At 39.6% G+C, this 23,732-nt stretch carries 32 protein-coding genes and 1 pseudogene; 32 read left to right on the forward strand and 1 reads right to left on the reverse strand.

Going from position 1 to position 23,732, the window contains the following annotated elements; all coding sequences use genetic code 11:
• Positions 1–2 precede the first annotated feature (2 nt).
• From IEW44_RS14695 to IEW44_RS14700, 3 genes are read left to right on the forward strand one after another with little or no spacing between them, the layout of a single operon-like run.
• Complete coding sequence (locus tag IEW44_RS14695; protein ID WP_188615822.1) at positions 3–260, forward strand: hypothetical protein; 258 nt, start codon at positions 3–5, stop codon at positions 258–260.
• A gap of 27 nt (positions 261–287) precedes the next feature.
• A complete protein-coding gene (locus IEW44_RS16045; protein WP_268236390.1) occupies positions 288–422 on the forward strand; it encodes a hypothetical protein in 135 nt (44 codons plus the stop codon).
• Positions 423–424: 2 nt separating this feature from the next.
• On the forward strand, positions 425–592 hold the full coding sequence (locus tag IEW44_RS14700; protein ID WP_188615823.1) for a hypothetical protein: 168 nt from the start codon (positions 425–427) through the stop codon (positions 590–592).
• Here IEW44_RS14700 and IEW44_RS14705 read toward each other — a convergent pair whose 3' ends face one another.
• Complete coding sequence (locus IEW44_RS14705; RefSeq protein ID WP_188615852.1) at positions 593–994, reverse strand: carboxymuconolactone decarboxylase family protein; 402 nt, start codon at positions 992–994, stop codon at positions 593–595. It abuts the gene before it with no gap.
• Positions 995–1,287: 293 nt separating this feature from the next.
• On the opposite strand from IEW44_RS14705, the gene IEW44_RS16050 reads away from it, so the two are divergent.
• The 29 genes and pseudogenes from IEW44_RS16050 to IEW44_RS14845 all read left to right on the forward strand — a co-directional run.
• Entirely contained in the window at positions 1,288–1,413 is a 126-nt protein-coding gene (locus IEW44_RS16050; RefSeq protein ID WP_268236391.1) for a hypothetical protein, read from the forward strand.
• A 57-nt stretch (positions 1,414–1,470) separates the two neighbouring features.
• On the forward strand, positions 1,471–1,845 hold the full coding sequence (locus IEW44_RS14710; protein WP_188615824.1) for a hypothetical protein: 375 nt from the start codon (positions 1,471–1,473) through the stop codon (positions 1,843–1,845).
• Positions 1,846–1,859: 14 nt separating this feature from the next.
• Positions 1,860–2,375 carry a sigma factor-like helix-turn-helix DNA-binding protein gene (locus IEW44_RS14715; RefSeq protein ID WP_229704264.1) on the forward strand — a complete coding sequence of 172 codons (516 nt, stop codon included), beginning with the start codon at positions 1,860–1,862 and terminating at the stop codon, positions 2,373–2,375.
• Complete coding sequence (locus IEW44_RS14720; protein WP_188615826.1) at positions 2,372–2,944, forward strand: tyrosine-type recombinase/integrase; 573 nt, start codon at positions 2,372–2,374, stop codon at positions 2,942–2,944. Before IEW44_RS14715 ends, IEW44_RS14720 begins: the two co-directional genes overlap by 4 nt.
• Positions 2,945–3,696: 752 nt before the next feature.
• Complete coding sequence (locus tag IEW44_RS14725; protein WP_188615827.1) at positions 3,697–4,245, forward strand: hypothetical protein; 549 nt, start codon at positions 3,697–3,699, stop codon at positions 4,243–4,245.
• The gene (locus IEW44_RS14730; protein ID WP_188615828.1) at positions 4,229–6,010 is read left to right on the forward strand and encodes a phage terminase large subunit family protein; all 1,782 of its coding nucleotides are present in this window, start codon (positions 4,229–4,231) and stop codon (positions 6,008–6,010) included. The genes IEW44_RS14725 and IEW44_RS14730 overlap by 17 nt, the downstream gene beginning before the upstream one ends.
• A gap of 3 nt (positions 6,011–6,013) precedes the next feature.
• Positions 6,014–6,247, forward strand: coding sequence for a DUF6148 family protein (locus IEW44_RS14735; protein WP_188615829.1), 234 nt, complete (start codon positions 6,014–6,016; stop codon positions 6,245–6,247).
• A gap of 12 nt (positions 6,248–6,259) precedes the next feature.
• A complete protein-coding gene (locus IEW44_RS14740; protein WP_188615830.1) occupies positions 6,260–7,855 on the forward strand; it encodes a phage portal protein in 1,596 nt (531 codons plus the stop codon).
• Positions 7,852–8,997 (forward strand): head maturation protease, ClpP-related, encoded by a 1,146-nt coding sequence (locus IEW44_RS14745; protein ID WP_188615831.1) that lies wholly within the window; start codon positions 7,852–7,854, stop codon positions 8,995–8,997. The genes IEW44_RS14740 and IEW44_RS14745 overlap by 4 nt, the downstream gene beginning before the upstream one ends.
• Positions 8,997–9,365 carry a hypothetical protein gene (locus IEW44_RS14750; protein ID WP_188615832.1) on the forward strand — a complete coding sequence of 123 codons (369 nt, stop codon included), beginning with the start codon at positions 8,997–8,999 and terminating at the stop codon, positions 9,363–9,365. The genes IEW44_RS14745 and IEW44_RS14750 overlap by 1 nt, the downstream gene beginning before the upstream one ends.
• Before the next feature lie 2 nt (positions 9,366–9,367).
• Positions 9,368–10,444, forward strand: coding sequence for a major capsid protein (locus IEW44_RS14755; RefSeq protein ID WP_188615833.1), 1,077 nt, complete (start codon positions 9,368–9,370; stop codon positions 10,442–10,444).
• 2 nt (positions 10,445–10,446) lie between these two features.
• Positions 10,447–10,827, forward strand: coding sequence for a hypothetical protein (locus IEW44_RS14760; protein WP_188615834.1), 381 nt, complete (start codon positions 10,447–10,449; stop codon positions 10,825–10,827).
• Positions 10,799–11,143 (forward strand): hypothetical protein, encoded by a 345-nt coding sequence (locus IEW44_RS14765; protein ID WP_188615835.1) that lies wholly within the window; start codon positions 10,799–10,801, stop codon positions 11,141–11,143. The genes IEW44_RS14760 and IEW44_RS14765 overlap by 29 nt, the downstream gene beginning before the upstream one ends.
• Positions 11,144–11,740 carry a phage tail protein gene (locus tag IEW44_RS14770; RefSeq protein WP_188615836.1) on the forward strand — a complete coding sequence of 199 codons (597 nt, stop codon included), beginning with the start codon at positions 11,144–11,146 and terminating at the stop codon, positions 11,738–11,740.
• Positions 11,740–12,270 carry a hypothetical protein gene (locus IEW44_RS14775; RefSeq protein ID WP_188615837.1) on the forward strand — a complete coding sequence of 177 codons (531 nt, stop codon included), beginning with the start codon at positions 11,740–11,742 and terminating at the stop codon, positions 12,268–12,270. The genes IEW44_RS14770 and IEW44_RS14775 overlap by 1 nt, the downstream gene beginning before the upstream one ends.
• Positions 12,251–12,583 carry a hypothetical protein gene (locus IEW44_RS14780; RefSeq protein WP_188615838.1) on the forward strand — a complete coding sequence of 111 codons (333 nt, stop codon included), beginning with the start codon at positions 12,251–12,253 and terminating at the stop codon, positions 12,581–12,583. The genes IEW44_RS14775 and IEW44_RS14780 overlap by 20 nt, the downstream gene beginning before the upstream one ends.
• Entirely contained in the window at positions 12,583–14,013 is a 1,431-nt protein-coding gene (locus IEW44_RS14785) for a phage tail sheath family protein (RefSeq protein WP_188615839.1), read from the forward strand. The genes IEW44_RS14780 and IEW44_RS14785 overlap by 1 nt, the downstream gene beginning before the upstream one ends.
• 14 nt (positions 14,014–14,027) lie before the next feature.
• Positions 14,028–14,534, forward strand: a complete 507-nt coding sequence (locus tag IEW44_RS14790) for a phage major tail tube protein (protein ID WP_188615840.1) — start codon at positions 14,028–14,030, stop codon at positions 14,532–14,534.
• Positions 14,535–14,567: 33 nt separating this feature from the next.
• Positions 14,568–15,224 (forward strand): phage tail assembly protein, encoded by a 657-nt coding sequence (locus IEW44_RS14795; RefSeq protein WP_188615841.1) that lies wholly within the window; start codon positions 14,568–14,570, stop codon positions 15,222–15,224.
• A gap of 185 nt (positions 15,225–15,409) precedes the next feature.
• A complete protein-coding gene (locus tag IEW44_RS14800) occupies positions 15,410–18,742 on the forward strand; it encodes a phage tail tape measure protein (RefSeq protein WP_188615842.1) in 3,333 nt (1,110 codons plus the stop codon).
• Positions 18,743–18,745: 3 nt separating this feature from the next.
• Positions 18,746–18,949 (forward strand): tail protein X, encoded by a 204-nt coding sequence (locus IEW44_RS14805; protein WP_188615843.1) that lies wholly within the window; start codon positions 18,746–18,748, stop codon positions 18,947–18,949.
• A 10-nt stretch (positions 18,950–18,959) separates the two neighbouring features.
• Positions 18,960–19,967 carry a phage late control D family protein gene (locus IEW44_RS14810; RefSeq protein ID WP_188615844.1) on the forward strand — a complete coding sequence of 336 codons (1,008 nt, stop codon included), beginning with the start codon at positions 18,960–18,962 and terminating at the stop codon, positions 19,965–19,967.
• Positions 19,964–20,380, forward strand: coding sequence for a phage baseplate assembly protein V (locus tag IEW44_RS14815; protein WP_188615845.1), 417 nt, complete (start codon positions 19,964–19,966; stop codon positions 20,378–20,380). Before IEW44_RS14810 ends, IEW44_RS14815 begins: the two co-directional genes overlap by 4 nt.
• A complete protein-coding gene (locus tag IEW44_RS14820; protein ID WP_188615846.1) occupies positions 20,377–20,766 on the forward strand; it encodes a phage tail protein in 390 nt (129 codons plus the stop codon). The genes IEW44_RS14815 and IEW44_RS14820 overlap by 4 nt, the downstream gene beginning before the upstream one ends.
• Positions 20,763–21,083 carry a GPW/gp25 family protein gene (locus IEW44_RS14825; RefSeq protein WP_188615847.1) on the forward strand — a complete coding sequence of 107 codons (321 nt, stop codon included), beginning with the start codon at positions 20,763–20,765 and terminating at the stop codon, positions 21,081–21,083. The genes IEW44_RS14820 and IEW44_RS14825 overlap by 4 nt, the downstream gene beginning before the upstream one ends.
• 4 nt (positions 21,084–21,087) lie before the next feature.
• A complete protein-coding gene (locus tag IEW44_RS14830; RefSeq protein ID WP_188615848.1) occupies positions 21,088–22,197 on the forward strand; it encodes a baseplate assembly protein in 1,110 nt (369 codons plus the stop codon).
• On the forward strand, positions 22,190–23,062 hold the full coding sequence (locus IEW44_RS14835) for a phage tail protein (protein ID WP_188615849.1): 873 nt from the start codon (positions 22,190–22,192) through the stop codon (positions 23,060–23,062). The genes IEW44_RS14830 and IEW44_RS14835 overlap by 8 nt, the downstream gene beginning before the upstream one ends.
• Positions 23,063–23,067: 5 nt before the next feature.
• Complete coding sequence (locus IEW44_RS14840) at positions 23,068–23,418, forward strand: hypothetical protein (RefSeq protein WP_188615850.1); 351 nt, start codon at positions 23,068–23,070, stop codon at positions 23,416–23,418.
• Positions 23,411–23,732 (forward strand): annotated as a pseudogene (locus IEW44_RS14845) (hypothetical protein); the annotation flags it as partial. The gene IEW44_RS14840 and the pseudogene IEW44_RS14845, both read left to right, overlap by 8 nt.

The following is a 23,732-nucleotide window of genomic DNA, read 5'->3' on the forward strand; positions in this document are numbered from 1 at the left end:
TAATGAAATCCATTGTATTAGATACATTTATTGAATCGAAAGAAGTCGCTAATTGTAGAATGCCTATGATTGTAATTTACGATAAACCACTAGATCATCCTCATTATTTTGTTGGCCGTTTGTTTGATCTAGATACACCTACTTGTTGGTTAGTAAAGGCATTAACGTTAACAGAGGTTATAGAGAAAGTGCCTAGTCATTTTACACGTATGAATCGTCATCCAGCTGATGATAAAAATATTGTATGTACGTATTTATGAGGTGATGTTACATGAAATCGAATCTATATGGAGTTATTGCAAGGATGGCATAAGGTAAGCAAAGCCGTAGTGACAGATGCAGCGGTTAGTAAGGATGATGTGTTGTACATTAATCGAAAAATGTATGAAGAGTGCCAATTACCATTAAGATTTGAGGTGTAGACATGGAAGCAAAAGAAATGTTGGCGCATTACAAACTACATGGTGAACGTATAGACGAGGTGCTTTATCAAACGGTGATGGAAAGATTTGAGGAATGGGAAGCTAATGCAGCATCTGAAAAATACGCTGAAGACGAAAAAAGAACATCAAAAGATGTTCATATTGATTAACTATTCTTCTGTTATGGTATTTCCCATTGCGATAGAAATTCTATTCCAGCTATTAATTTGGTTAATAATAAGAACAAGGTCAACATATTGTTTCTCGTCATAATATTTACGTACTTGCTGATAGAGGTCGTCTGAAACTCTCTTGGTAGGGATTAATGTAATGTGTTCGGCAAGTTGGAGAGCAACTTTCTCTTCAGCAGAATAAAAATCACATTCACTCCAAGTACTTAAACAATAAATACGCTTTTCAGTTTCTCCCATTTTACGAGCATCAGTTGTATGCAGATTTAAACAGTATGCACAGCCATTTATTTGAGAAACCCTTATTTTTATAAGTTCTCTTAGTTTTCTATTAATGGCAGATTGCTTGGTGTATTTCTCCATATTCATCATAATATCCATGCCTTCTGAGCCTATAGTGTAGTAGTCTAATCTTTTCAAAGTTTTTCACTCCTTTTCAGTTATAGATTAACTATAAGCCATTTCTAATGGTGGTGCTAATGATGAGGCTTAACATGAGTAGGTAGATGGTATGAAAGTTTAATGCCCCATTCTGATACAAATGGGATTGTAGTTTATAAAGTGGAGGAGTGAGATATGTGGTTCCTTACACTAAATAAAAAAAGAGTCAGCTAGATCAGCCAACCCTTCAGCAAAATTATACAACACTATTATAACATGCAGGAGGGCGAAAAATGAAACGTAAGCATAGGCGAGCTAAAGAAAGGCGATGGATGGCCAAAAGACAGAAGACATTCTACAAGCAACGGTTTGCAGAAGGTTTCCGCAATTGGTTTGTACAACGTGGCGTTATTAAATAAAAACAACAAGCGGGTATCATGCTCGCTTGTTTCTTCACTTTAGTGAGGAGGGGGACAATGGATAGGCTGTTAACAATAATTTTATTGGTAGTTTATAAAATTAAAGAAATAAATGTGAATGTTTTGCTACTTGCAGATAAAATAATTTATCTTACTGAAGGATATGACAAAGAAGGTGATGTTATGGATTTAAGAGGATTTTGCTATAAGAAAGGATATATATGGTCCCCAGAAGTAGAAAGGCAATATCAATTCTTGCTTAGATCGGCGCGAATCAAAAATATAGAATCGCAAGAAATAGATGAAATCATTTATAAGTTACTTAGAACAAATAAATATATTCTCACAAGACGTAAAAGCGAGAGGTTGTCTGCAACTATAAAAAGCGTCGAGATTGTAATGAAAACGCAAATACCACGCAGGAAAGGGTGAAAGATGTGCTAGACATGCTAAGTAGTTATCACGAAACTAAGAAACGTACGAAGGAGTTAAAACATCAATTAGAAGAAAAAAGAGAGACGATGAAAGATAACAGAAGTGAAACAGCTTCTTTGGATAATGAAATCAGCATCGTTAATAGCATGTTGTCAGACATAGAGTATACGATTGCGTGGTTAACATCTGGTAGACAACCAGGTGCAATGCGTGGGATCGAAAGGCAAGCAGCGTACAAACGAGAGGTGCCTTTTGACAGCAAATGGCTAGATGTAATGATAGAGCAAGGCACTATCATACATGAGTTGGAAAAGCCAGATGGTGAAGTCGAGGAAATGAAGGAGCAACTGGTAGCAGACTTAAAGAAATGCTTAACGTCAACACAACAAGATGTATTTATAATGGTGGCACAAGGATTAGAACGATCTAATATAGCTAAAGTGTTGGGCATTAGTAGACAAGCAGTGCACGAAACAATTGTAAGAGGTAAGCGCAACATTAAAGAAGCAGGATGGATGATGGTATGAGGGTAGAGCCGATAAGAGAAGATGAATGGGTAGTAGCGTTCGCTGAGTATCTCAAGAAGAAAAGTGAACGAAATTACATTATGTTTATGATAGGTGTATACACGGGATTGAGAATATCAGATATCCTTCCGTTAAGAGTAGCAGACGTAGTAGGTAGCCATATGGTACTCGTTGAAAAGAAAACGAAAAAACAAAAGAGAATCATATTACATCCCACACTAAAGAAAGCGTTGAATAAATATATTGCTGACAAAAAGAAAACAGAACTGCTTATCCCGTCACGAGAACGTACCAAGACAGGAAGAGAGAAACCTATTAGCAGGCATACTGCGTTATATATACTACAAGAGGCAGCAGCAGCTGTAGGGTATGACGAGAGAATTGGTACACACTCATTACGTAAAACGTTTGGCTTCAGGCATTACCAACAATATAAAGATGTTGCAGAGCTTCAGATCATATTTAATCATGATAGCCAATATGAAACGTTAAAGTATATAGGAGTGATGAGCGAGAAGATAGAGCAGGGTATTGTAAAGATGAAAGACCCTAAAGGATTATTAGTGTGAGGCAAATCCAAAAAGTTAAAAGCAAAAACGAAAAGTAGAAATGTAAAAAGTAAAAATGGGAAAACAGAATCAGCAAACCTAAAACACAAAACACAAAATACAAAATGAAAAAGGTGTATCCGAAATGGGGTATGCCTTTTTCATTTGATGAAAGTCCAGTGTGCGGTAGGTGAGTTATGTATAGTACATGGCCAAGTATGAGTAGCGCGAGAATGAGGGGGGAAGGTTTGCCTCAAAGCGACACAGGTATTGCATGTAAAGAGAATACGGTTGACATTACTGATTTAGTTTGCCGCTAGTACATGGTTATTTATAACAGTAAATGGATTGTTATACCTTGTGTTATACGGTGATGGTTGCTATTGATAAAGCAGTTGCACGTATTAGGACTAGATATACAACTCATTTTAAAAGAAATGCATAGACGTTGATATACCAACGCTCAGCAGTGATCTTACGAGTTGCACTCTTACTAGATTACGTATAACTCAAGCCATCAGCCTTGACGATTGCCGACTAAGGGTGAGAGAGCAAGGAGCAGTCGCCTTGTGGATAAGCGCTATGAAGCTATACAGCTCTAAGGCTCAATGATTTTTGTTTATTTTTGGTAAAAGAATTGGGTCCTTTGAGGTTTTTGATTTTGGTACGGGCGCTCACGAGCCCGCGGCGGCTCAAATTTTCAATTCAAAAAGCTCATTTCGTTTTCGGTGTGGGATGAGTGATTTTTAAAAATAAAGAGAGGGCGTGAGCACATGAGTGGCAAGGGATTGAAGGGAAATGACTATCTTGTATCAACCAACGAACTTTGCGAAATCATGGGTTTATCGTCGCGGAGAATACAGCAATTAGTAGACGAAAAAGCGGTAGTTAGAGCCTCGCATGGCAAGTATGATTTGCCTGCGACCTTTAAAGCTTACTTGGAATACGAAAAAGAAAAGGTTATTGCTGATGACCCTGATTTAGATAAATTAAGAGAAGAAACATTATGGACGAGGGCTAGACGTAAAAAAACAGAAGCAGAATTAGGTATCATTACCGGCAAGTTGCATCGAGCCGGAGACGTAGAAAGTATTATGAATGCGATGATGATGTCGTTTAGGTCGCAATTACTTTCGTTTGCTTCTCGGTTGGCGCCAAAAGTACAAGGAAAAAAAGACCTTGTAGAGATACAGGAGCTTGTCAAAGATGAAGTTGAGGATTTAATGAACGAATTAAAAGATTACGATCCCGATGTATTTTATGCGGAAAGTGATGATGTTATAACCTCCGATGAGCCTATGGACGGTGAAAGGGTTGAATGACGCAAGTTTAGACCGTACAAAGGAGTTATTCAGGAGGATAGCTCGCCAGGCATTAACGCCATCTCCTAAATTAACGGTCAGTGAATGGGCTGACGAACATAGACGCTTATCCAGTGAAGCTTCAGCTGAAGCGGGACGCTGGAGAACATCACGCGCTGAGTATCAACGTGAAATAATGGATGCTATTAACGATCCGTATGTTGAAGATATTGTAATAATGGCTTCAGCGCAGGTTGGGAAGTCTGAAATCGTGCTAAATGGTCTTGGTTACTACATTCATTATGACCCTTCACCGATTTTACTCATACAACCAACGGAAGCTAAGGCCAAGGATTTTTCGAAAGAGCGTGTCGCACCTATGATTCGGGATTCCCCTGCTTTGTCTGAACGCGTTGGAGGATTTAGAAGCAAGGATAGCTCTAACACGATATTATTCAAATCGTTTCCTGGCGGTTTTATAGCCCTAGGGGGAGCGAATGCACCTGCGGGGTTAGCGGCTAGACCGATTCGAGTTGTTCTAGCGGACGAAATTGATAGATTCCCTGTATCTGCAGGCGAAGAGGGGGACCCGTTAGACTTAGCGGAAAAACGTACAACAGCCTTTTACAACCGCAAAAAAATAAAAGTATCAACACCAACAGTAAAGGGTGCCTCAAGGATAGAAATGGAATTTAACCTTAGCACCAAAGAATATTACAACTTGCCATGTCCTCGATGTGGAGAATATCAGCCATTGAGATGGGAACAAATAGATTTTGAAAGTGAATGTCATCGTTGTGAACATTGTGGGTTTTTAAGTGATGAATTTGATTGGAAAAATCAACAAGGGAAATGGGTGGCTACAGCAGAATCTAAAATGCGTGGTTTTCACCTGAATGAATTATTAAGCCCATTTCGTCGCTGGGGAGAAATTATAGCTGATTTTAAAAAAGCGAAAAGAAAAGGTACGGAGGCATTAAAAGTATTTAAAAATACGTCTCTTGGCGAAACGTGGGAAGAAGAAGGAACAGCACTAGACGAAGAAACATTAGTTAGACGCCAAGAAGATTACGATGCGGAAGTGCCTGAGGGAGTAAAAATATTGACTGCTGCTGTTGACGTCCAAGACGACCGATTTGAAATTGAGGTTGTTGGATGGGGCGTTGACAAAGAAAGTTGGGGCATTCAATATCATGTCATTCACGGGGATTTAAATACGCCAGGACCGTGGGCGCAGTTAGATGAGTTTTTACTTAAACGCTTTGAAAAAGAAGACGGTCGAAAGTTTGGCATAGCTTGCACGTTAATGGATAGTGGTGGCCATTTTACACAAGAAGTTTATAAGTTTACAAAACCAAGGCTCAGCAGAGGTGTATATGCAATTAAAGGGGAATCGTCGCAAATGAGCGAATACACGCCGTTAATCGCTGGATATTCGAAGCCTAAACCGATAGAAGCGGTATTAGTTAAGTTAGGCGTAAATGAAGGTAAAGTATACGTTATGTCAGCACTACAAGTAGAAGATCCAGGACCAAACTATTGTCATTTTCCGCGTGGCAAAGGATACAGCGCTCAATATTTTAGAACCCTAACAGCGGAGCGGCTGGAAACCGTGTTTATCGGCGGCATACCTAAGCAAAGGTGGAAACAAATTAGAGCGCGAAATGAAGGTTTTGATTTAAGGGTATATAATGCGGCAGCATTAGAAATTTTGAATCCAGACCTAGAAAAAGAATATCAAGTAGATCATACAAGAGTGCGGAAACGACGCAGGAGAAGGAGGTAAAACATGAGTAAAAGTGTTATCACTATTGAGTATGCACGTGAGCAATTAATGGTATGGTATGCGGCAATGGAAGCGGTAGCTTCAGGGCAAGATTATAAAATCGGAACACGTATGCTATCGATGCCGAATTTAAAAGAAATACGGACCCAAATTAAATATTGGGAAGATAAAATCAGTGAATTACAGCGTGGTAAACGTAGTCGTAGAACTTTTAATATTGTGCCAGTGGATATGTAAGGGGGGGTTGTCATGGCTAAAAAGAAGAAAAATAAGAAGTCGCAAGCATCGAAACCTCAAATTAAAATCAAGAAAAAAGAAGCGAATTCAATAAATAAAAAGAAGATTTCCAATTTCACCACTCATGCAGCAAGTAAAAGCAAAAACGCTACGAAGGGTTGGAATGCGTTATCGGGATCCTTTAAAGAGGATATCGAAAACAATACTAAGACGCTACGGGAGCGATCGCGAGACATCTATTATGGTGGTGGAGTAGGTGCGGGCGCGATTAAAGGAGTCGTTACAAGTGTCATCGGGTCTGGTCTTAAGCCTAAATTTAATATTGATTCTGAATTTCTTAACATGTCACGCGAAGAAGCTAAAGCTTGGGAAGCCAAAACTAAGCGAGAATTTGCGCTTTGGGCAGAAAGTACAAATGCTGACGCCGAGAGAATAGACAATTTCTATGAGTTACAAGAACTGGCTTTTTTATCTCACTTGATGTCAGGTGATGCATTTGCCTTGTTGCCGCAAAAAAAGCGCGTGAATTGGCCATATCAAACTTGTGTAAAATTAATTGAAGCGGACAGGTGCGTAACACCATACGAAAAAAATATGCTAACAGAAGATAAAGTCATTAATGGAGTCGAGGTTGATTCAACAGGCGAAGTTGTGGCTTTTTATATTGCAAATAAATTCCCTACATCAGGATTTATTAGCGAAGAAGACTGTGTAAGAGTTGAAAAGTACGGCAAGAAAAGCGGTAGGAATAACGTTCTACACATCATGATAAGAGAAAGACCAGAACAGCGAAGAGGCGTGCCGTTCTTATCGCTGATATTGCCAGGGTTGAAGCAACTAGAAAGGTACATGGATGCGGAGTTGATGGCAGCCGTTATTAATGCTTTTTACACCGTTTTTATCACAAGTGGCCAAGAGGAAGTAAGTAAAAGTGATTTGTCACCGTTGCATTACGATGACGATGATAGCGACTACGATTATGATGATACACCAGACGTGAAATTGGGAAATGGCACAGTTAATTATTTACGAGAAGGCGAAAAGCCTATCGAAACAAATCCAGGGCGACCTAATACAGCATTCGAGGGGTTTATAACGGCGATATGCAGACAAATGGGAGCAACGTTGGAAGTGCCGTATGAAGTGCTGTTGAAACACTTTACAGCTTCCTATTCCGCATCGAGAGCCGCGCAATTAGAAGCTAACAAAATGTATCGTAAGAAAAGGGAACGTTTTGCGACCGATTTTTGCCAACCAATTTATGAAGAGTGGTTAGCTGAAGCGGTAGCGAACGGCAGAATTTACGCGCCAGGGTTCTTTGAGGATCCGTTGATTCGCAAAGCTTATTCTAAGGCTGAGTGGAATGGCCCTGCACAAGGGCAACTCGACCCGTTGAAAGAGACGAAGGCTAGTGTGCTGAAGATGGAAAATGGCCTTTCAACAGGCGAAAAGGAGGCTATGGAATTGACGGGTACAGAATTTGAAAGTAATCATAGAACACTAGTAGACGAACACAATATGCGCGTGCAGGACGGATTAACAAAAGAGTTAACGCAAGAGATTTTAGATGAGTCGGATGAGTCAGAAGAAGGAGGTGAAGAACAATGACAACAATCAAGATAAGAGGCCCAATTGTAGACGCTGATGAAGCGTGGATTTACGATTGGTTCGGCATGCAGCACACAACAGCAGAAAAAGTGGAAAAGGAACTCAACGAAGCAAGTGGCAAAGTGACGGTCATAATCAATAGCCCTGGTGGTTCTGTTTACGAAGCTAACGAAATCTACCACATGCTTAAAAAGTACAGTGAAACAAATGAATTATCTGTAGAAATTGCAGGAATTGCCGCATCTGCCGCATCGTATATCGCAACGGCCGCAAAAGATGTCGCCATTTCACCGTTGGCGCAAATTATGGTTCACAACGCATCTGCTGTTAGTCGCGGAGATTATAGGGATATGCAACATACTAGTGATGTGTTACAAAAAGTAAATAAATCAATCGTCAATGCGTATATGTTAAAAACAGGCCTAAAAGAAGAGGAATTGCTCCAAATGATGAACAACGAAACTTACATGGGAGCGCAAGAGGCTGTCGATAAAGGATTTGCTAACCGAGTTTTATTTGATGACGGAGCGGTGAAGTTCGCCGCATCTGCTTTAACAAGTGAATTTCTGCCGCGCGGCGTCATCGAGAAGATGCAAAAGGATGCAATTACGATAAAAGAGAGAAAAGGAAATGTTGCAAAAACAGGCGGAATTGACAAAAACACCAAAAACGTTACAGAAGATGACGGAAACATTGCAAAAAAGCATGAAAACAACTCGGACGACAGAAAGTCGCCAGTCGCCAGTGAAGGAGAAGGGGGAAAAGAAATGACATACGAAGAATTAAAAAATAATCATCCGGAACTTTTCAATCAAATCAAAAACGAAGGGTTTAAAGCGGGTGTACAAGAAGAAAATGCGCGCATTAAAAGTATTGACTCCTTGTCTAGTACTGGAATGGAAGAATTGTTGAACAAAGCGAAGTATGAGGAATCAATGGATGCGGGTCAATTAGCAATTGAAATCTTAAATAAACAAGCTGAAATTGGGAAGAATCATACAAAAAATGTAGAAGAAGATGCAATGGCATTAGAAAATGTAAAAAATAAGGCTACTGACGACGAGGAAAACAAGAAGGCGCAAGAAGCGATTAAAAACGTGGCGGGCTTAGAAAACATCTTTAAAAGTGGAGGTGTATTGTAATGCGAGAATTAAACGAAACTGTCGGCGTTTTTCAGCCAGATAAATTAATTTTAGATCCAACATATCCGCAACAGGTCGGGTCTGGTGTTTTTGCTGACCAGGCGACTCCGACTTTAATTTTGCGAGGTCAGTTATTAGCTAAAAACGCAGAAGGGAAATTAGTTTTAGCCGGAGCGGATAATAAAGATCATTTATCTATTTGTTTAACGGATACGATGGTCGAAAAAGAAACTGTCGGAGAAGTATTATTAGCTGGAGCGGTTAACGCAAACGGTATTATTGTACCTGAAGGCGAAGATGTGTACAGCTACAAAGAAGATTTACGCGCAAACAATATTTATATCAAAAATACAATTGGAGGTATGTGAGTATGCCAGTGCAATATTTTACAACACGTTCACTTTTGGAAGTGATTACAAAGGTTAAACCACCAACAACGTTTTTAACAGATCTCTTTTTTGGTGTTGAAAAATACTTTGATACAGAAGAAGTGTTAATTGATTATAAAAAAGACGGCGAAACAGTAGCGCCATTTGTTGCACCAATGACAAAAGGCATCACGGTAGAGCGAGAAGGTTATAAAACAAAGAAAATTGTAGCGCCTCGCTTAGCTCCGCAGCGTAATATGCAAATCGAAGACCTTAACCATCGCTTTGCGGGTGAAGATTTTTCGAGCCAAAAAACACCACAAGAGCGACAAAACGAACTAACAATGCAAGATTATGCGGATTTGGAAAAAATGAATATCCGAGCAAAAGAATTAATGTCTAGTCAAGTATTACTTGGTGGCGAAGTGATTGTACGAGGATTCACAAGCGACGAACGAAATAATTTTGTTGAACAAGTGATTCGATATGAACACGATTTGCAAATTATGCTCACCGGCGATGACAAATGGGGTGGCGTAAAACCAAATGTAATGAAAGACATTACCAATGCTGAGCAACAAGTGGCAACAAAGTCAGGTAAAGTACCAGACGTTATTATCATGGGTGCAGACGCTTATGAAACAGCACTTGAAGATGAAAAATTCTTAAAAAAATTGGATAATCGTCGCGTGAATTTAGGGACAATCGAACCTAAATTTATAGACCCATCGGTTAAATTAGTTGGCGAGATTGGTCAAATGCAGGTATATGTATATTATGGACAATATCAAGAAACGCATGATCTAGACGGCAAGCTGTTGGCAAAGCCGATTATGAAGCCTTTTGTGCCAGGCAACAAAGTGATTGTAGCTGTTAGTAATGTACATGGCTATGGCTATGGCGTAGTCACTCAAATGGAGAGCGACGGAAACTTTAAGTCGTATAAAGCAAAGTCTGTACCGAAAATCATCACTGATATTGCCAACGATAATAAATTATTGCGTTTGACATCGCGACCTGTGCCGATGGTAAGTGATGCTGATACGTGGGCTGTTATTACTGTTATGGATGAGGTGTAAAAATGTATAAATGCTTGCAATATCTAAAGGTAAATGGTGTTTATGTAAACAAAGGTGATAAAGTAGACCTTTCTTCATTGACTGCGCAAGAAATTGCACAGTTAGAAAAGAAAGGGATTGTAGTAAAGGTATCAAATGCAACAGTGAAAGAGGTTCAACAACCAGCAATCGGAGTAAAGAGCGATAGCGGAGACATGACTGAAGAAGAAGCGCGCGCGGAGTTATTAGAAAAAATTACTCATTCCGTAGCTGTCAAAGAACTCGAATTACTAGGTGCGGATTTTAAGAAAAATGCATCTTTAGAAACATTGGTAGAAATCATTCTAGCGAATGAAGAATACGAGAATCATTTCTTTGATTACATCGATGCCAATGGACTTTAAAAAAAGAATTGCTGCAGATATAACTAAAGTATTTCTTGACAATAAATTTTTTGGTGAAGAAGTCACGATAAATGGTATGCAGACAACTGTGGTTATAGATGAGGATGCGTTGCATGAGCGTAATTTAGCCATTATTAAAAGTGGCAAAATACACACAGACGACATCCTTTTTTATTGTGAAAAAAAATTCTTTAAGAATGGCATCCCGAGACCAGAAAAGCGAATGAATTTTAACGAAAAGGAGTACACAATTACTAGCGTTAAAGATGATATGTGGATGCTAACCATAACGTTACAGCGATACGGAGGCAGATAAATGGTTGTAAGTGTACACGTTGACAAACAAAGAATTAAAGAAATAAAAAGTCAGTTGGACGCGTTGCAGAATGAAGCGCCATCTGTTATATCAAGGTCGATGAATAGAGCTATTACGGCTATAGCGACATCCGTTAATAAAGGTATACGGAAAGAGTATAGAGTTGAAGCAGCATCTGTTAAAAAAGCTATGAAAAAAAAGAATGCATCTGCTGCTAATCTATCAGCTAGCGTACAAGTTAGCGGAAGTCCGATAGGGTTAAACAGGTTTAAGGTATCTCCTAAAACAGTTAATCCTAAAAGACGTTCGCAGCTAAAGATATCTGTAAAGAAAACAGGTGGTGGTACTATACCAGGGGCTTTCAATGCTGATGTAAATGGCATCAAAGTAATGAAAAGAACTGGTGTTGTGCATACTGCAACAAAAGGTAACTATGCAGGTAAACGACGGGAAAAGATTGAAAGAAAGTTTGGACCATCTGTCCCTCAAATGGCAAAGAACGAAGAAATAGCAAGTGCAGCTAGAAGGCGTGGCGGAGAGGTATTTGAGGACCGGTTGAAGCACGAGATACAAAGGTTGTTAGGGAGTGGTAGTTAATGTCGCCATCAGATTTACAAAATGAAATTATGAAAAGGCTAAGGGTTTTGTTGGAAAATTTCCCTTTAGACACAAAAGGCGCCGTCCCGTTATCTGATAACGATATCACGCCATTTAAAGTTTTTAGACAGTCGTTACCAGAAACGCTTCACGACATGGATGATTATCGTGAAGAAGATGAAAAAGACAAGGATGTTTACCCATTTGCTATAGTCAACTTGCCTGGCGGACAGCAAGAAAGCTATGGCGCATCACAAATAGAACCAATTGCTATTTTAATAGGCATAAAAAATAAAGATAGAGACAACAGGGGATTTTCTGATGTTGTCGAGGTGGTACAGGTCATCATGGACAATTTTAATGCCAATCCAATCGTTAATGATTTATACGTTATGCAATACCCGATAAAATGGCTACCTTATGAGGAAGAAAACACGTTTCCGTATTTCTTCGCGCAAATCGAGATGCGCTTTGAGATTGAAACAACAACATATAGAGGAGGTTTAGACGATGACGAAAGAAAATGGTGAGGTAGAAGTACGCACAGCAAGAAAAGTGCCTGCTGTAAAAAAAAGTGAGTCAACAGAAAAGGTAGAAGTGTTGAGCGAAAAAAAGATATATGTCGGGCCAGGTAAACCTGGGCTTGTGACTAATACCGTTTATGACGGTGGGTATCCCATATTTATTAAAGAAATGATTGAAGAGTGTCCAGAAATTGAAAAACTGATGGTAGCAATTAAAGACTACTCAACAGCACAACAAAAAATAAGAGAAAAAGGCACATTAGAACACGCTCACGCTGAAAAGATAATGGCTTATTTTAAAAAGGAGGGTAATCAATAATGGCTTTTAGACACGGAGTTTACACCAACGAAAAACCAACGAGTATGATTGCGCCAGTTACAGCAGATGCATCATTGCCGATTGTCGTAGGGACAGCACCAATAAATTTAACGGATAAATACTTGGTCAACGAACCTGTCCTAAGTTTTAATTACGCCGAAGCTACACAAAAGTTGGGGTTTAGCAACGACTTTAAAAACTACACATTATGTGAGTCTATGTATTCACAATTTGCGTTGTTTGGTGTCGGGCCTGTTGTGTTTATCAACGTACTAGATCCAAGCAAACACAAAAAAGAAGGTCAACAAGAATTAATTTTTGTTGATGGGAAAGCTACTATTAATAAAGAGGGTGTACTTAAAGATACATTGGTGTTAAGCGGATTTAAAAACAAGGATGGTCAAGAAGTTGATGGTATCGAAACAGAGTTAGCGTACAGTGATGAAGGTCATCTGAATATTTTTGCTCCTGATACAATCGCTGAAGCATCAGCCCAATTTGATGAATTAGATCCGACTATGGTTACAGCAGATGATATTGTAGGCGGGGTAGATGTTGACGGTAATTATAAAGGTTTAGAGTTAGTAGCTCACGTATTCCCGTTATTCCGGCTTGTTCCTGGTACTATTATTTGCCCCAAGTACAGCACAAATCCTTTAGTAGCGGCAGTTATGGAAGCGAAATCTCAATACATCAATGGTGTATTCCAAGCGATCTCGATCCCGGACATATCAACTGAAGAGGTGACCGACTATACAAAAGTAGCGAAGGCTAAAAATGACAATAACATTGCGTCGACTTATCAATTTGCAACGTGGCCAATGGCATCGTTAGGTGGTAAAGTTATGCATCTAAGCACTCAATTAGCTAGTTTAATGGGGATTGTTGATGCGGATAATGAGGGAGTACCTTACGTATCACCATCTAATAAAAACTTAAAGATGGACAGTGCTGTTTTAGCAGATGGTACGCCAGTTGTATTAGGGGTAGACCAGGCCAACTATTTAAACGGTCAAGGCATTGTTACAACCGTTAACTTTATTGGTGGCCATAAACTTTGGGGTAACCGTACAGCTGCATATCCAGCTAACTCAGATGCCAAAGACGCTTTTATCCCTTTACGTCGCATGTTTAACTATGTAACAAACACGCTCGTACTGACTTACTGGAATAAAGTTGACGAGCCTGGTAATCCTAAATTAATCGAGTCGGTAGTACGTAGTGTTAACACATGGCTTGATGGATTAACTGCAGAAGGTAAGTTACTTGGGGGGCGAGTAGAGTTTAGGCGAGAGTTAAATCCTACTACAGCGTTACTTGATGGTAAATATAAGTTTTCAGTATTTTTAACGCCACCAACGCCTGCAGAGGAGATTTCGTTTGAATTAGAGTTGGATATTAACTACTTTGACGCCTTATTTACGGCATAAGGGAGGGATAAAACATGTTAGAAACACTGAATGATTACAGAACGTATTATGACAATAAATTTGTAGGGACAGCAGAAGTAGAGTTACCTGAACTTGTGTGGAAGTCAGATACCACGACAGGAGCGGGTTATCTGGGTGATGTGGACACTATTGCTGTAGGACACTTGGAAGCTATGGAAATGACGCTCAGTTTCCACACAGCTAATGAAATTATGCATAAATTAGCTGCACCTAAAACGCACGAACTTGTGTTTAGAGCAAGTTTGCAAGGGAGAGAAACTGCACGTAGTAAAATCACACAACTTGGTTATCGAGTAACGGTATTGTGTGAACCTAAATCTAATAGTTTAGGTAAAATGGTTGCTGCTGCAAAGATGGAGAGTGGCATTACAATGGCTGTTAACTATATCGAAATTGCGATTAATGGTAAAGTCATTACAAAAATCGATAAACTAAACTACATTTGTGTAATTGACGGCGTGGATTACGCGGAAGAAATCCGAAAAAATATTGGAATGTAATATAAAAAATTAGTATAAAAGGAGTTTTTTGAAATGAAAGAAAATAAACAATATCAAACTGAAACGGTTGCTCCAGCGCAGCCGTTTTTAAATGCAGAAAAAGAACAAATGGAGCAATTACAGCGAAAATCACGTGAATTGGGGGAAGCTACACAAATGAGCGCTATAGAGGGAGTGTCTGTATTAACTGGGATGTCGCCAGGAGTACAAGCGCAACTAAATGAACTTGCTGCTATTAAAGCAGCTCAAAAAGCGGAACAAGAACCTAAAAAAGAAATTGAAGAAGTGAAACCGCAAGTAAGTGACATCTCGTCAGAAGTACAAGCGCAATTGGATGAGTTGGCGGCACTTAAAGAGGCAGAGAAAAACAAGCAAGAGGAGCAAGAGAAAGATCCTGAATATGTAAAATTCGCTAAGCCTTATAAATTTGAAGGTAAAGAATATAAAGGTATTAAATTAGAATTTGATGAAATGACAGGCGCAGATATCTTAGAAGCTGAGGAGGAATTTATTCAAACAAAAACCCAAACTGCAGCACAAACCCCATTAAAAGAACTATCAAAAGGGTACCTTGCCTTCTTTGCTGCGAGAGCTTGTGCTCAACCAGTAGATTTTATTTTAGGATTAGATGGCAAATCTTTTGCAAAGATTACGCGTAAAGCACAAAGTTTTTTGCTAGCAGAGGACTAAAAAAAGAACCTGGAAAAACAATAAGAAAGTTAACATTATATTGCAGTGAAGCGACCAAGAGTGAGGTCGCTTTTTTCTTGTCTTTGAGTTTATTTAGCCTTAATAACTGGCTGTTAGAAATAAACGAAAGAGTGAAGGAAAAAAATACAGCAATGGAAAACACTAAAAAGAGAAGAGGTGGTTAGTTGGCCACTACTTACAATATAGCGTTTGAATTAGGGGCACAACTAACATCTTCATTCCGTTCAGCTTTTTCGCAAGCTAACCAAGAGATGTCTAATTTACTTAATGCAAGTAAAAAAATGACGTCTATGGGTGGGAACTTGACGATGGGAGTTACTGCACCTATAGCAGGCATGGGTGCTATGGCTGTAAAAACATTTGCAAGTTTTGATGACTCAATGCGTAATGTCCAAGCAGTGAGTGGTGCTACAGGAGCAGAGTTCCAACAATTAACACAGTTAGCCAAAGATTTAGGTGCATCTACAGCTTGGTCAGCATCTCAAAGTGCTGACGCGATGGGGTACTTAGCGCTCGCGGGTTGGGATACCAATCAGATTATGGCTGCCACACCAGGTTTATTAGATTTAGCGAGTGCAGCCAGTATGGATTTAGCAGGCGCTGCCGATATTGTGTCTGACGTTATGTCTGCTTTTGGGATGTCAGCAGAAGAAGCTGGAAAAGCAGCCGATATGTTCGCGGCAACATCGAGTAAAGCTAACACGGATGTGCCGCAATTAGGCGAAGCGCTTAAATATGTAGGTTCTGCAGCTAATGCTGCTGGTATGGATTTAGCGCAGACTAATGCCGTGCTTGGTGTTTTAGCGGATTCCGGTATTAAAGGATCCATGGCTGGTACCACGATGGTATCTATGCTTAATGACTTAAAAAACAAGTCTAAAGATGGTGCCGTTGCTATAGGGACAACTAGCGTAGCGCTATATGACCAAGCGGGGAATATGCGTGATTTAGGTACGATCATGGGAGATGTAGAAAAAGCCACAGCAGGGATGACTACTAAACAACGAGACGCTGCTCTCGGCGCTATCTTTGGGACAGAAGCCATGAAGGGCGCCAATATCATGCTGTCCACCGGATCTAAGCGGTATAAGGAATTAGAAGAAGCGATACGGAATAGTGACGGCACAGCTAAACATATGGCCGAAACTATGGAAGGGGGAATAGGAGGCTCTATACGCTCGTTGATGAGTGCGATAGAATCGCTAGCTATTTCATTTGGAGAAACACTAGCACCTTATGTCAAAGCGGCGGCAGACGTAATTGCTAATTTCGCTAGAGGGATATCTTCATTACCTAATCATGTGCGGCTTGTTATTGTTACATTCGCGCTATTATTAGCGGCGATTGGTCCAACACTAATCGTGATGGGATTGTTAATCAGCAATACGATAACCGTTATTGCTGCTTTTAAGGCGGCGAGGGCAGCTGTTATATCACTTAATATTGCTACAAGGATATTCAATGCTACTCAGGTTATAGCAACCACACTCATGAATATCCAAAGAGCAGCCATGTATGGTTATATATTTGCAGGTGGTGGAGTTAAAGGTGTAATTATGGGGATATCTGCAGCGCTAAGAGCAATGAATTTAGCGTTTTTAGCTAATCCCTACATGATTGTAGCAGCTGGGTTGGCATTGGTTGCTTTTGCTTTTTACAAAGCATGGACCAGCTCAGAAACATTCAGAAATATCGTTACTAATAGCTTTGAGGGTGCTAAGAGTGCTGTTATGGTGTTTGTTCAGTATCTGCAAAACTTAGGATCTGACATGTGGGCTGGATTCGTAAATAGCGTAAGTGGCATAGGAGATTTGTTGGGAGCGGCGTTGGAAAGTGAATTTGCTAAAGGAGCACTAAAAGCGGTAGACGGTTTTGTTAAATCTATTGAGGTTGGTCTATCATCATTGCCAGGTATTATATCAATGTTGGCGCCGTCCATAGCAACTATAGGTTTATCATTTTTAGGTGTAAGTGGTCCGATAGGCATTGTTATAGGGGCGGTGCTAAGCCTAATAGGATTTATCTATCGTTTATCACAAACGAATGAAGGTGTGGCTAACGCGATATCATCAGCATGGTCTACAGTATCGGATGCATTTGCGCCGGTGATGGCCATCTTTGCGGAAGCGGCTGAACAAATAGCTACTGAAGTGGGTCCAGAGATGGAAAAAACAATGCAAGTGATTGCAGAAAGTGTACAGGCTTTAGGTCCGCCATTTATGGAGTTGGCTAAAACGTTTGTTGAACTAGGCTCTGTCCTGGCAGGAGTATTCCTTCAAAACATGACAGAAATGATTACGATGTGGACAGGATTGGCCACTACAGTAATTCCAATGGTTATCCAAGTATTACCTTTGTTAGCGCAAGTATTTGCAACAGTGATAATGGCAATTATGCAAATCGTCATGATGGTACTACCAATAATCATTGAATTAATAATAAGTATAGTGCCTGTAATATTACAAATCGTGCAGATGGTATTACCTCTATTGCTGGAAATATTTATGATGGTCTTCCCGTTAATTTTAGAGATCATACAAATGGTATTACCAGTATTCATTGCTCTATTAACAGCAATCATTGAAATCGTTATGACATTAGTAACGGCGGCCTTGCCGATGATACTTTCTATAGTACAGATGGTCTTCCCTGTGGTACTGGGCATTATACAAGCTATAATTCCTATTATATTGATGGTACTTCAAACATTGGTAACCATTATAACAGGCGTTGTAATACCGGCGATAAATGCCATATTACAAGTAGTACAGGCAGTCTTTCCGTTTATCGAAATGATCATATCTACTGCGCTAGCGGTGATAACAGGTATACTTCAAGCGGCTATGGCTCTCATTCAAGGTGACTGGGATGGGGCATGGACTGCTGTCAAGGGGACAGCGGAAACAATAATGAATAATATCGTTTCATTTTTTAGTGGAATCGATTTATTTAGTGTAGGTAAAGCGATTATTGACGGTCTGATCAATGGTATTAAATCGATGGCATCAGCAGTAGGGAGTGCTATTGCTAGTATCATTCCTGCGCCATTACGTAGTGCTGTAAGTTCAGTCGTCGGCGCCATCCCAGGTTTTGCGACAGGTGGCGTCGTAAGTGACCCAACACTTGCATGGGTAGGGGAAGGTGGAGACACCGAATCTATCATTCCGTGGAATAATAGTCAACGATCTAAAGATTTATGGATACAAACAGGTCGCGCTATAGGTATGTTAGGCGAAGGCGGTATGGGTGAATCGGCTAATGATGTATGGAAAGCCGAAAATACGCCATCATCAATGGATTTAATGAACAATGCCCCTACAACTAACAACTATGACAATGGCGGGACTGTAATCTATTTGGAGCATAAAGGCAACACGATATATCTGCAGGGCAATGAAAATGCCGAAGAAGTAGCTAGAAAAGTAGAAGAATCTGATGCCCAGTTAGCAGAACGTATCAAACGAATTGTTGAAAATGAACGGAGAAAGGATTTATAACGAATGAGAATATACAACACTATACAAGGCGATACGTGGGATATCATATCTCAAAAAGTTTATGGCCATTCTCTGGGCATGCAGCATCTCATTCACGCCAACCTCAAATATATTGAGGTTGGTGTTTTTTCTGCAGGCATAAAGATAAATGTGCCTGAAGACGAGACAGCGAGAATAACCATAAATAAACCGCCGTGGTTTGAGTAGGTGAAAATAAGTGGAAGCAAGGCGAACGAAAGTTAACATAATATATCAAGGTAAGGATATAACAACAGAACTAGAAGAATACCTTACAAACTTTAGTTTTGAAGATGCAGAAGGTACAGCAGATACCATTCAAATCGATTTACAGGACAGACATGGGAAATGGCATGGCCCTTGGTTGCCACGCAAAAATGACAAGATAAAAGCGATGGTAGAAATCTTAAACAATACAGATGCGAACTCTAAAGAAAAGTTAGATTGTGGCATATTTTATGTTGATGATTCAAGCTACAGTGGGCCACCAGATAAAGTGTCGATCAAAGCGATAGCCATCCCACTGCCAGAGGGAGGGAAAGACGAGAAAAATTCTAGAGTATGGGAAAACGTCATGTTATCACAAGTGGCTGGGGATATTGCCAAAAGTGCAGGTTTAAAATTAATATTTGACGCCACAGACCATTTGTATGACAGAGTAGTACAGGATCAAGAAACAGATCTCAGTTTTATTAAAAAAAGAGCACTAAAAGAAGGTGTTGCTATTAAAGTAACCGGTGAATATCTAGTGCTCTACGAACAAAAGAAATACGAGAATAAAAGTCCGATTTTAACAATTACAAAAGGTGCGGACGAAATTAAAGACTATTCTTTTAAGGAAGATAGCAACGAAAAAGGCTATAAAAAAATAGAGATAACTTATTTTGATAGTAACAAAAAGAAAAATTTAAAATATACGTATGATGTGCCTGGTGTTGCAGAAGGCCCAACATTTAAAAGTAATGAGCGTGCCAAAAACTTAGCAGAAGCGAAAAGGTTTGCTACTAATATTGCACGCGAGAAGAACAAAAGAGAGAAAACAGGCAGCATAACACTGAAAGGTAACCCTAAAATGTTGACAGGTTATACTGTTCAAATAAAAGGTTTTGCTAAATTTGATGGAAAGTATTTCATTGAAAAAACAAATCATGATATTACGGGTGGCTATACAACTAAAATATCGTTAAGGGAGGTGTTGAAATATTGATATTTGGCAATAAAGAAACCTTAGACAGTAAAACAACACCATTATTAAGGACAGGAACTGTGTCATCGGTAGACAAAGAAAAAGCTACGGTCAAAGTTTTTTTTGAGGACCGCGACGAAAGCACAAGTGGTGATTTGCGTGTTGTCACAAAAAACACCATGCATAAAAAAATGTACTGGATGCCTGAAGTAGATGAGCAAGTACTCTGCTTGTTTGATCCAAGGGGCGAAGAGGACGGTTATGTTATTGGATCAATTTACTCGGACGTAGATAAAAGCCCAGCAGACATCGATAAAAGTAAAGTAGATACCTGGGGCATATGGTTTGATGACAAAAATTATATTTATTTTGATGACAAAGAAAAGCAATTTGTTGTAGGTCATCAAAATCCGGTAAAGTGGGTGGACACATGATAGGGGCTTTTGGCGATATTGTATTTAGTGTATCGCGTGAGACTGCGAGGACATTAAAGGATTTAACGCGAACTGAAAGTGGCAGGTACGCCACTCATGATATACATCTAAAAAAACCAAAATTAGAATTTTTGGGACCAGGGCTTAGTACATTAAGTTTTAAAATGGAGTTTGATGCAAATTTAGGTGTTAATCCACGTAAAGAGACTGACAGCCTCATACGCATGCAGCGTGAGGGGCGGTACGGTCTTTTTATTTTGGGTGGGCGCCGAATAGGTATGGGTTACTTTGTGTTGAAGTCAGTAAATGTTGATTATAAAAGAATTGATAATAAAGGAAATATGTTGGCTGCTTCGGCAGATGTAACATTGGAGGAATACGTATGAATGGACAAGAATTTATCGTTACGTTAAATCCGAAAGAAATTAACTTTATGCCAGATAATGAAATAGTGGAAGTCTTACAAAACGTCTATACCATCCTTTCTACAGCGCAGTATTCAGCGCCATTGTTTAGGGAGTTTGGTACAAGTGCTACGTACTTAGATGAGCCTCATGCTGTGGCGCGCATGAAACATACAAAGGAAGTAATAGAAATCGTAGAAAGGTATGAGCCTAGGGTTTTTGTTGTAGAGGTGATTTACTACAGTGACGAGAAAGATGGAAAAATTTATCCTGCAGTAAAAGTTAGATTAAGGGGGTGAGAATATGTACGAGTTGCCAGAAGTGAACTTTTTAGAAACAGACCCTCAATTTTATATTGACGAACAAGTAAAAGAGTATGAAGTCATCACAAATCGTAAATTAGCAATAGCTGATCCAGTTTATTTACTCTTTAAAGCTGTTGCCTATAGTCGTACTAAACATGCTATCCGCACGAATGATGCATTAAGACAGCAATTATTATTTTATTCGCGCGATGGCGTATTGGACCATAAGGGTAGTCAATGGGATACACCACGTATAGGTGGTGATAAAGCGAAAGTAACAATGCGATTTTTTTTAGAAGAGGGACGCATAGGAATTGCCTTTATAAAAAAAGGCTCGATTGTAACGCCTAATGGTGATTTGTTATTTAAAACAACCTATGATGCTGTAGCTAGTGACGACCAAACATCTATAGATGTTGTCGCAGAGTGCGAAAAGATAGGTGTAATCGGCAATGATTTTGAGCCAGGCAAGATAAATGAGTTATTAAACCCCATCCAATATGTAAGAAGTTGCACAAATGTAACCACATCAGCAGGTGGCACAGAAATAGAGTTGGATGAAGCGTACCGACAAAGAATACAAGCGGCACCTGAAAAGATGAGTACAGCAGGCTCTGAAGAAGGCTATAAGTTTTATACTTATGCAGCATCGCCACTTATCACAGATGTAGACCCATATATGCCAGAGCCTGGTTATGTAAATGTGCGATTTTTATTAGCAGGCGGCGAAATACCAGGCGAAGAAATGCTCGAGAAAGTACGAGAAGCATTAAGTGATAAAAAAGTTAGGCCATTAACAGACAACCTAAGTGTATCAGCCCCCGAAATCGTAGAGTACAACATTAATGGCAAATACTATATCTCAAAAAATACGCCTGATGTTGATGCCGTGAAAAATAAAATAGAAAAAGCTAAGTCGGATTTTATTTATTGGCAAAGTGAGAAGATGGGAAGGGATATCAATCCCTCAAAACTTATTGAAATGTGTGTAAAAGCAGGAGCAAAACGTTTAGATTTAACATCGCCTGTATTTACAATCATTGAACGCGGGCAAGTTGCGAAAGTTAGTCTAAATGAATTGGAGTTTGGAGGTATAGAAGATGATTGAATCTAAAGACCAACATCTCTTACAAGTCATATCTCCAAACCTTATACAAGGTGATGACTCTTATCGCGCTATAAAAGCGATAGGGGACCAAGAAGCTAAATTATTTTTAAAAATAGATAGCGCCATTTTAGATAAAGATTTAGAGCGTCAATCAGATGATGTAATTTGGCATCTGCTATGGGAAAATCACCTGCTGAAACACAGTGAAGGATTAGCGTTAGCAAAAGACAAAAAAGAACGAATTGATTTGATTTTGTCATCTGTAGAATTACATCGCTACAAAGGCACACCATATGCAGTAGAAAGAGCGTTAGAGGTCGTAGGTTTGGAAGGCAAAAAAGAAGAATGGTTTGAATATGACGGAGAACCTTATCATTTTTGGGTAGAGCTAAAACTTAACCAAAAGTTAAATGACCTCGACCTTATCTATGACATGATAATGGCGTATAAAAATGTGCGTTCGTGGTTTGATGGTTTCGTCATCCTAGCTTTGGAGCAAGGGTTTTGGTATTGGGATGACAGTTACAGCTACCCCGTGTATTACAAAACATGCGGCGATTTTTGGGGTCACGCAGAAACGATTAACCAAAACCTAGGTGGCACACTTTATCAAGACGACAGCTATAGTTATCCCGTGTATTTTGACGACGTCAATCCAACGTATGTCCAACACATGGATACAGGAGTGGGGTTTGCGCTTGTAAGTGATGATTACAGCTACCCTGTATATTACAAAACATGCGGAAATTTTGAAACGCCCTATGCTAAAAGCGCCCAATTCAATGGGGCAACAGATATGCTGTTCGAGGCATATTCTTATCCTACGCACTATGCAGTGTGTGGAGAATTTGAAGCAGGAGAGTGAGGCAAATGGAAGGCATTAAAGACAGTGAAGAAATCAAAAATTGGGAATGGGCCATCATGCCATTTTATACAAACGTTATGCGCAATATGGCGTCTAGCATAGCTAAAGATGCTGCCGTAACGATTGACAGCCAAATCTATATTTATCCCATTACAAAAACTGTAATAGAGGACAACTTTTTTAAACATTACATCGAAATACAAGACGAGCCTATCGGTAATATCGAGCGTATTGTGTTACGCAACGAAAATGAAATCCCACTTGCTGAAGGCTATGGCTTAATCGAAAAAGATGACGAAGGTTGGCACATGGCATTCAAGTTATATTTCGAGGAGAAGGTGATGGACAATGGTTGATGAAAGAAAACGAGAATATGTTGATATCAAAGAGCTGCAAGAAGCCGCGTTTGATTACCAACCCGAAGATTGGAAAGATAAAGTCGTTGATCCTGAAGGGCATAATAGTCAGAGGGGCACGAAGTTTACAGCTCGTCGGGCCAATAACATTGAACAAGGTGTAGACAAGGCGCACGAACGCCTTAACTTACATGTCAATTTTTTAGAAGGTACGGAATTAACGAACAAACAAATGCGCTTTCGTTTGCTGTTGTTAGAGGCTGCTGTTGCTCAGGGCACAGCTAAAAATATGATGGTCGATAATTTTGAGGATG

Source organism: Lysinibacillus alkalisoli (assembly GCF_014643595.1).
In the GTDB taxonomy this organism is placed as follows: Bacteria; Bacillota; Bacilli; order Bacillales_A; family Planococcaceae; genus Metalysinibacillus; species Metalysinibacillus alkalisoli.

Bases quoted from the DNA above. Each gene is read 5' to 3' on its own strand.
- IEW44_RS14785 (WP_188615839.1), top strand. From the start codon at position 12,583: ATGGCTTTTAGACACGGAGTTTACACCAACGAAAAACCAACGAGTATG.
- IEW44_RS14780 (WP_188615838.1), top strand. From the start codon at position 12,251: ATGACGAAAGAAAATGGTGAGGTAGAAGTACGCACAGCAAGAAAAGTG.
- IEW44_RS14825 (WP_188615847.1), top strand. From the start codon at position 20,763: ATGAATGGACAAGAATTTATCGTTACGTTAAATCCGAAAGAAATTAAC.
- IEW44_RS14700 (WP_188615823.1), top strand. From the start codon at position 425: ATGGAAGCAAAAGAAATGTTGGCGCATTACAAACTACATGGTGAACGT.
- IEW44_RS14705 (WP_188615852.1), bottom strand. From the start codon at position 994: ATGGATATTATGATGAATATGGAGAAATACACCAAGCAATCTGCCATT.
- IEW44_RS14790 (WP_188615840.1), top strand. From the start codon at position 14,028: ATGTTAGAAACACTGAATGATTACAGAACGTATTATGACAATAAATTT.
- IEW44_RS14830 (WP_188615848.1), top strand. From the start codon at position 21,088: ATGTACGAGTTGCCAGAAGTGAACTTTTTAGAAACAGACCCTCAATTT.
- IEW44_RS14750 (WP_188615832.1), top strand. From the start codon at position 8,997: ATGCGAGAATTAAACGAAACTGTCGGCGTTTTTCAGCCAGATAAATTA.
- IEW44_RS14805 (WP_188615843.1), top strand. From the start codon at position 18,746: ATGAGAATATACAACACTATACAAGGCGATACGTGGGATATCATATCT.
- IEW44_RS14695 (WP_188615822.1), top strand. From the start codon at position 3: ATGAAATCCATTGTATTAGATACATTTATTGAATCGAAAGAAGTCGCT.
- IEW44_RS16045 (WP_268236390.1), top strand. From the start codon at position 288: ATGGAGTTATTGCAAGGATGGCATAAGGTAAGCAAAGCCGTAGTGACA.
- IEW44_RS14710 (WP_188615824.1), top strand. From the start codon at position 1,471: ATGGATAGGCTGTTAACAATAATTTTATTGGTAGTTTATAAAATTAAA.
- IEW44_RS14745 (WP_188615831.1), top strand. From the start codon at position 7,852: ATGACAACAATCAAGATAAGAGGCCCAATTGTAGACGCTGATGAAGCG.
- IEW44_RS14760 (WP_188615834.1), top strand. From the start codon at position 10,447: ATGTATAAATGCTTGCAATATCTAAAGGTAAATGGTGTTTATGTAAAC.
- IEW44_RS14840 (WP_188615850.1), top strand. From the start codon at position 23,068: ATGGAAGGCATTAAAGACAGTGAAGAAATCAAAAATTGGGAATGGGCC.
- IEW44_RS14740 (WP_188615830.1), top strand. From the start codon at position 6,260: ATGGCTAAAAAGAAGAAAAATAAGAAGTCGCAAGCATCGAAACCTCAA.
- IEW44_RS14720 (WP_188615826.1), top strand. From the start codon at position 2,372: ATGAGGGTAGAGCCGATAAGAGAAGATGAATGGGTAGTAGCGTTCGCT.
- IEW44_RS14715 (WP_229704264.1), top strand. From the start codon at position 1,860: ATGCTAAGTAGTTATCACGAAACTAAGAAACGTACGAAGGAGTTAAAA.
- IEW44_RS14820 (WP_188615846.1), top strand. From the start codon at position 20,377: ATGATAGGGGCTTTTGGCGATATTGTATTTAGTGTATCGCGTGAGACT.
- IEW44_RS14735 (WP_188615829.1), top strand. From the start codon at position 6,014: ATGAGTAAAAGTGTTATCACTATTGAGTATGCACGTGAGCAATTAATG.
- IEW44_RS14725 (WP_188615827.1), top strand. From the start codon at position 3,697: ATGAGTGGCAAGGGATTGAAGGGAAATGACTATCTTGTATCAACCAAC.
- IEW44_RS14775 (WP_188615837.1), top strand. From the start codon at position 11,740: ATGTCGCCATCAGATTTACAAAATGAAATTATGAAAAGGCTAAGGGTT.
- IEW44_RS14770 (WP_188615836.1), top strand. From the start codon at position 11,144: ATGGTTGTAAGTGTACACGTTGACAAACAAAGAATTAAAGAAATAAAA.
- IEW44_RS14835 (WP_188615849.1), top strand. From the start codon at position 22,190: ATGATTGAATCTAAAGACCAACATCTCTTACAAGTCATATCTCCAAAC.
- IEW44_RS14795 (WP_188615841.1), top strand. From the start codon at position 14,568: ATGAAAGAAAATAAACAATATCAAACTGAAACGGTTGCTCCAGCGCAG.
- IEW44_RS16050 (WP_268236391.1), top strand. From the start codon at position 1,288: ATGAAACGTAAGCATAGGCGAGCTAAAGAAAGGCGATGGATGGCCAAA.
- IEW44_RS14755 (WP_188615833.1), top strand. From the start codon at position 9,368: ATGCCAGTGCAATATTTTACAACACGTTCACTTTTGGAAGTGATTACA.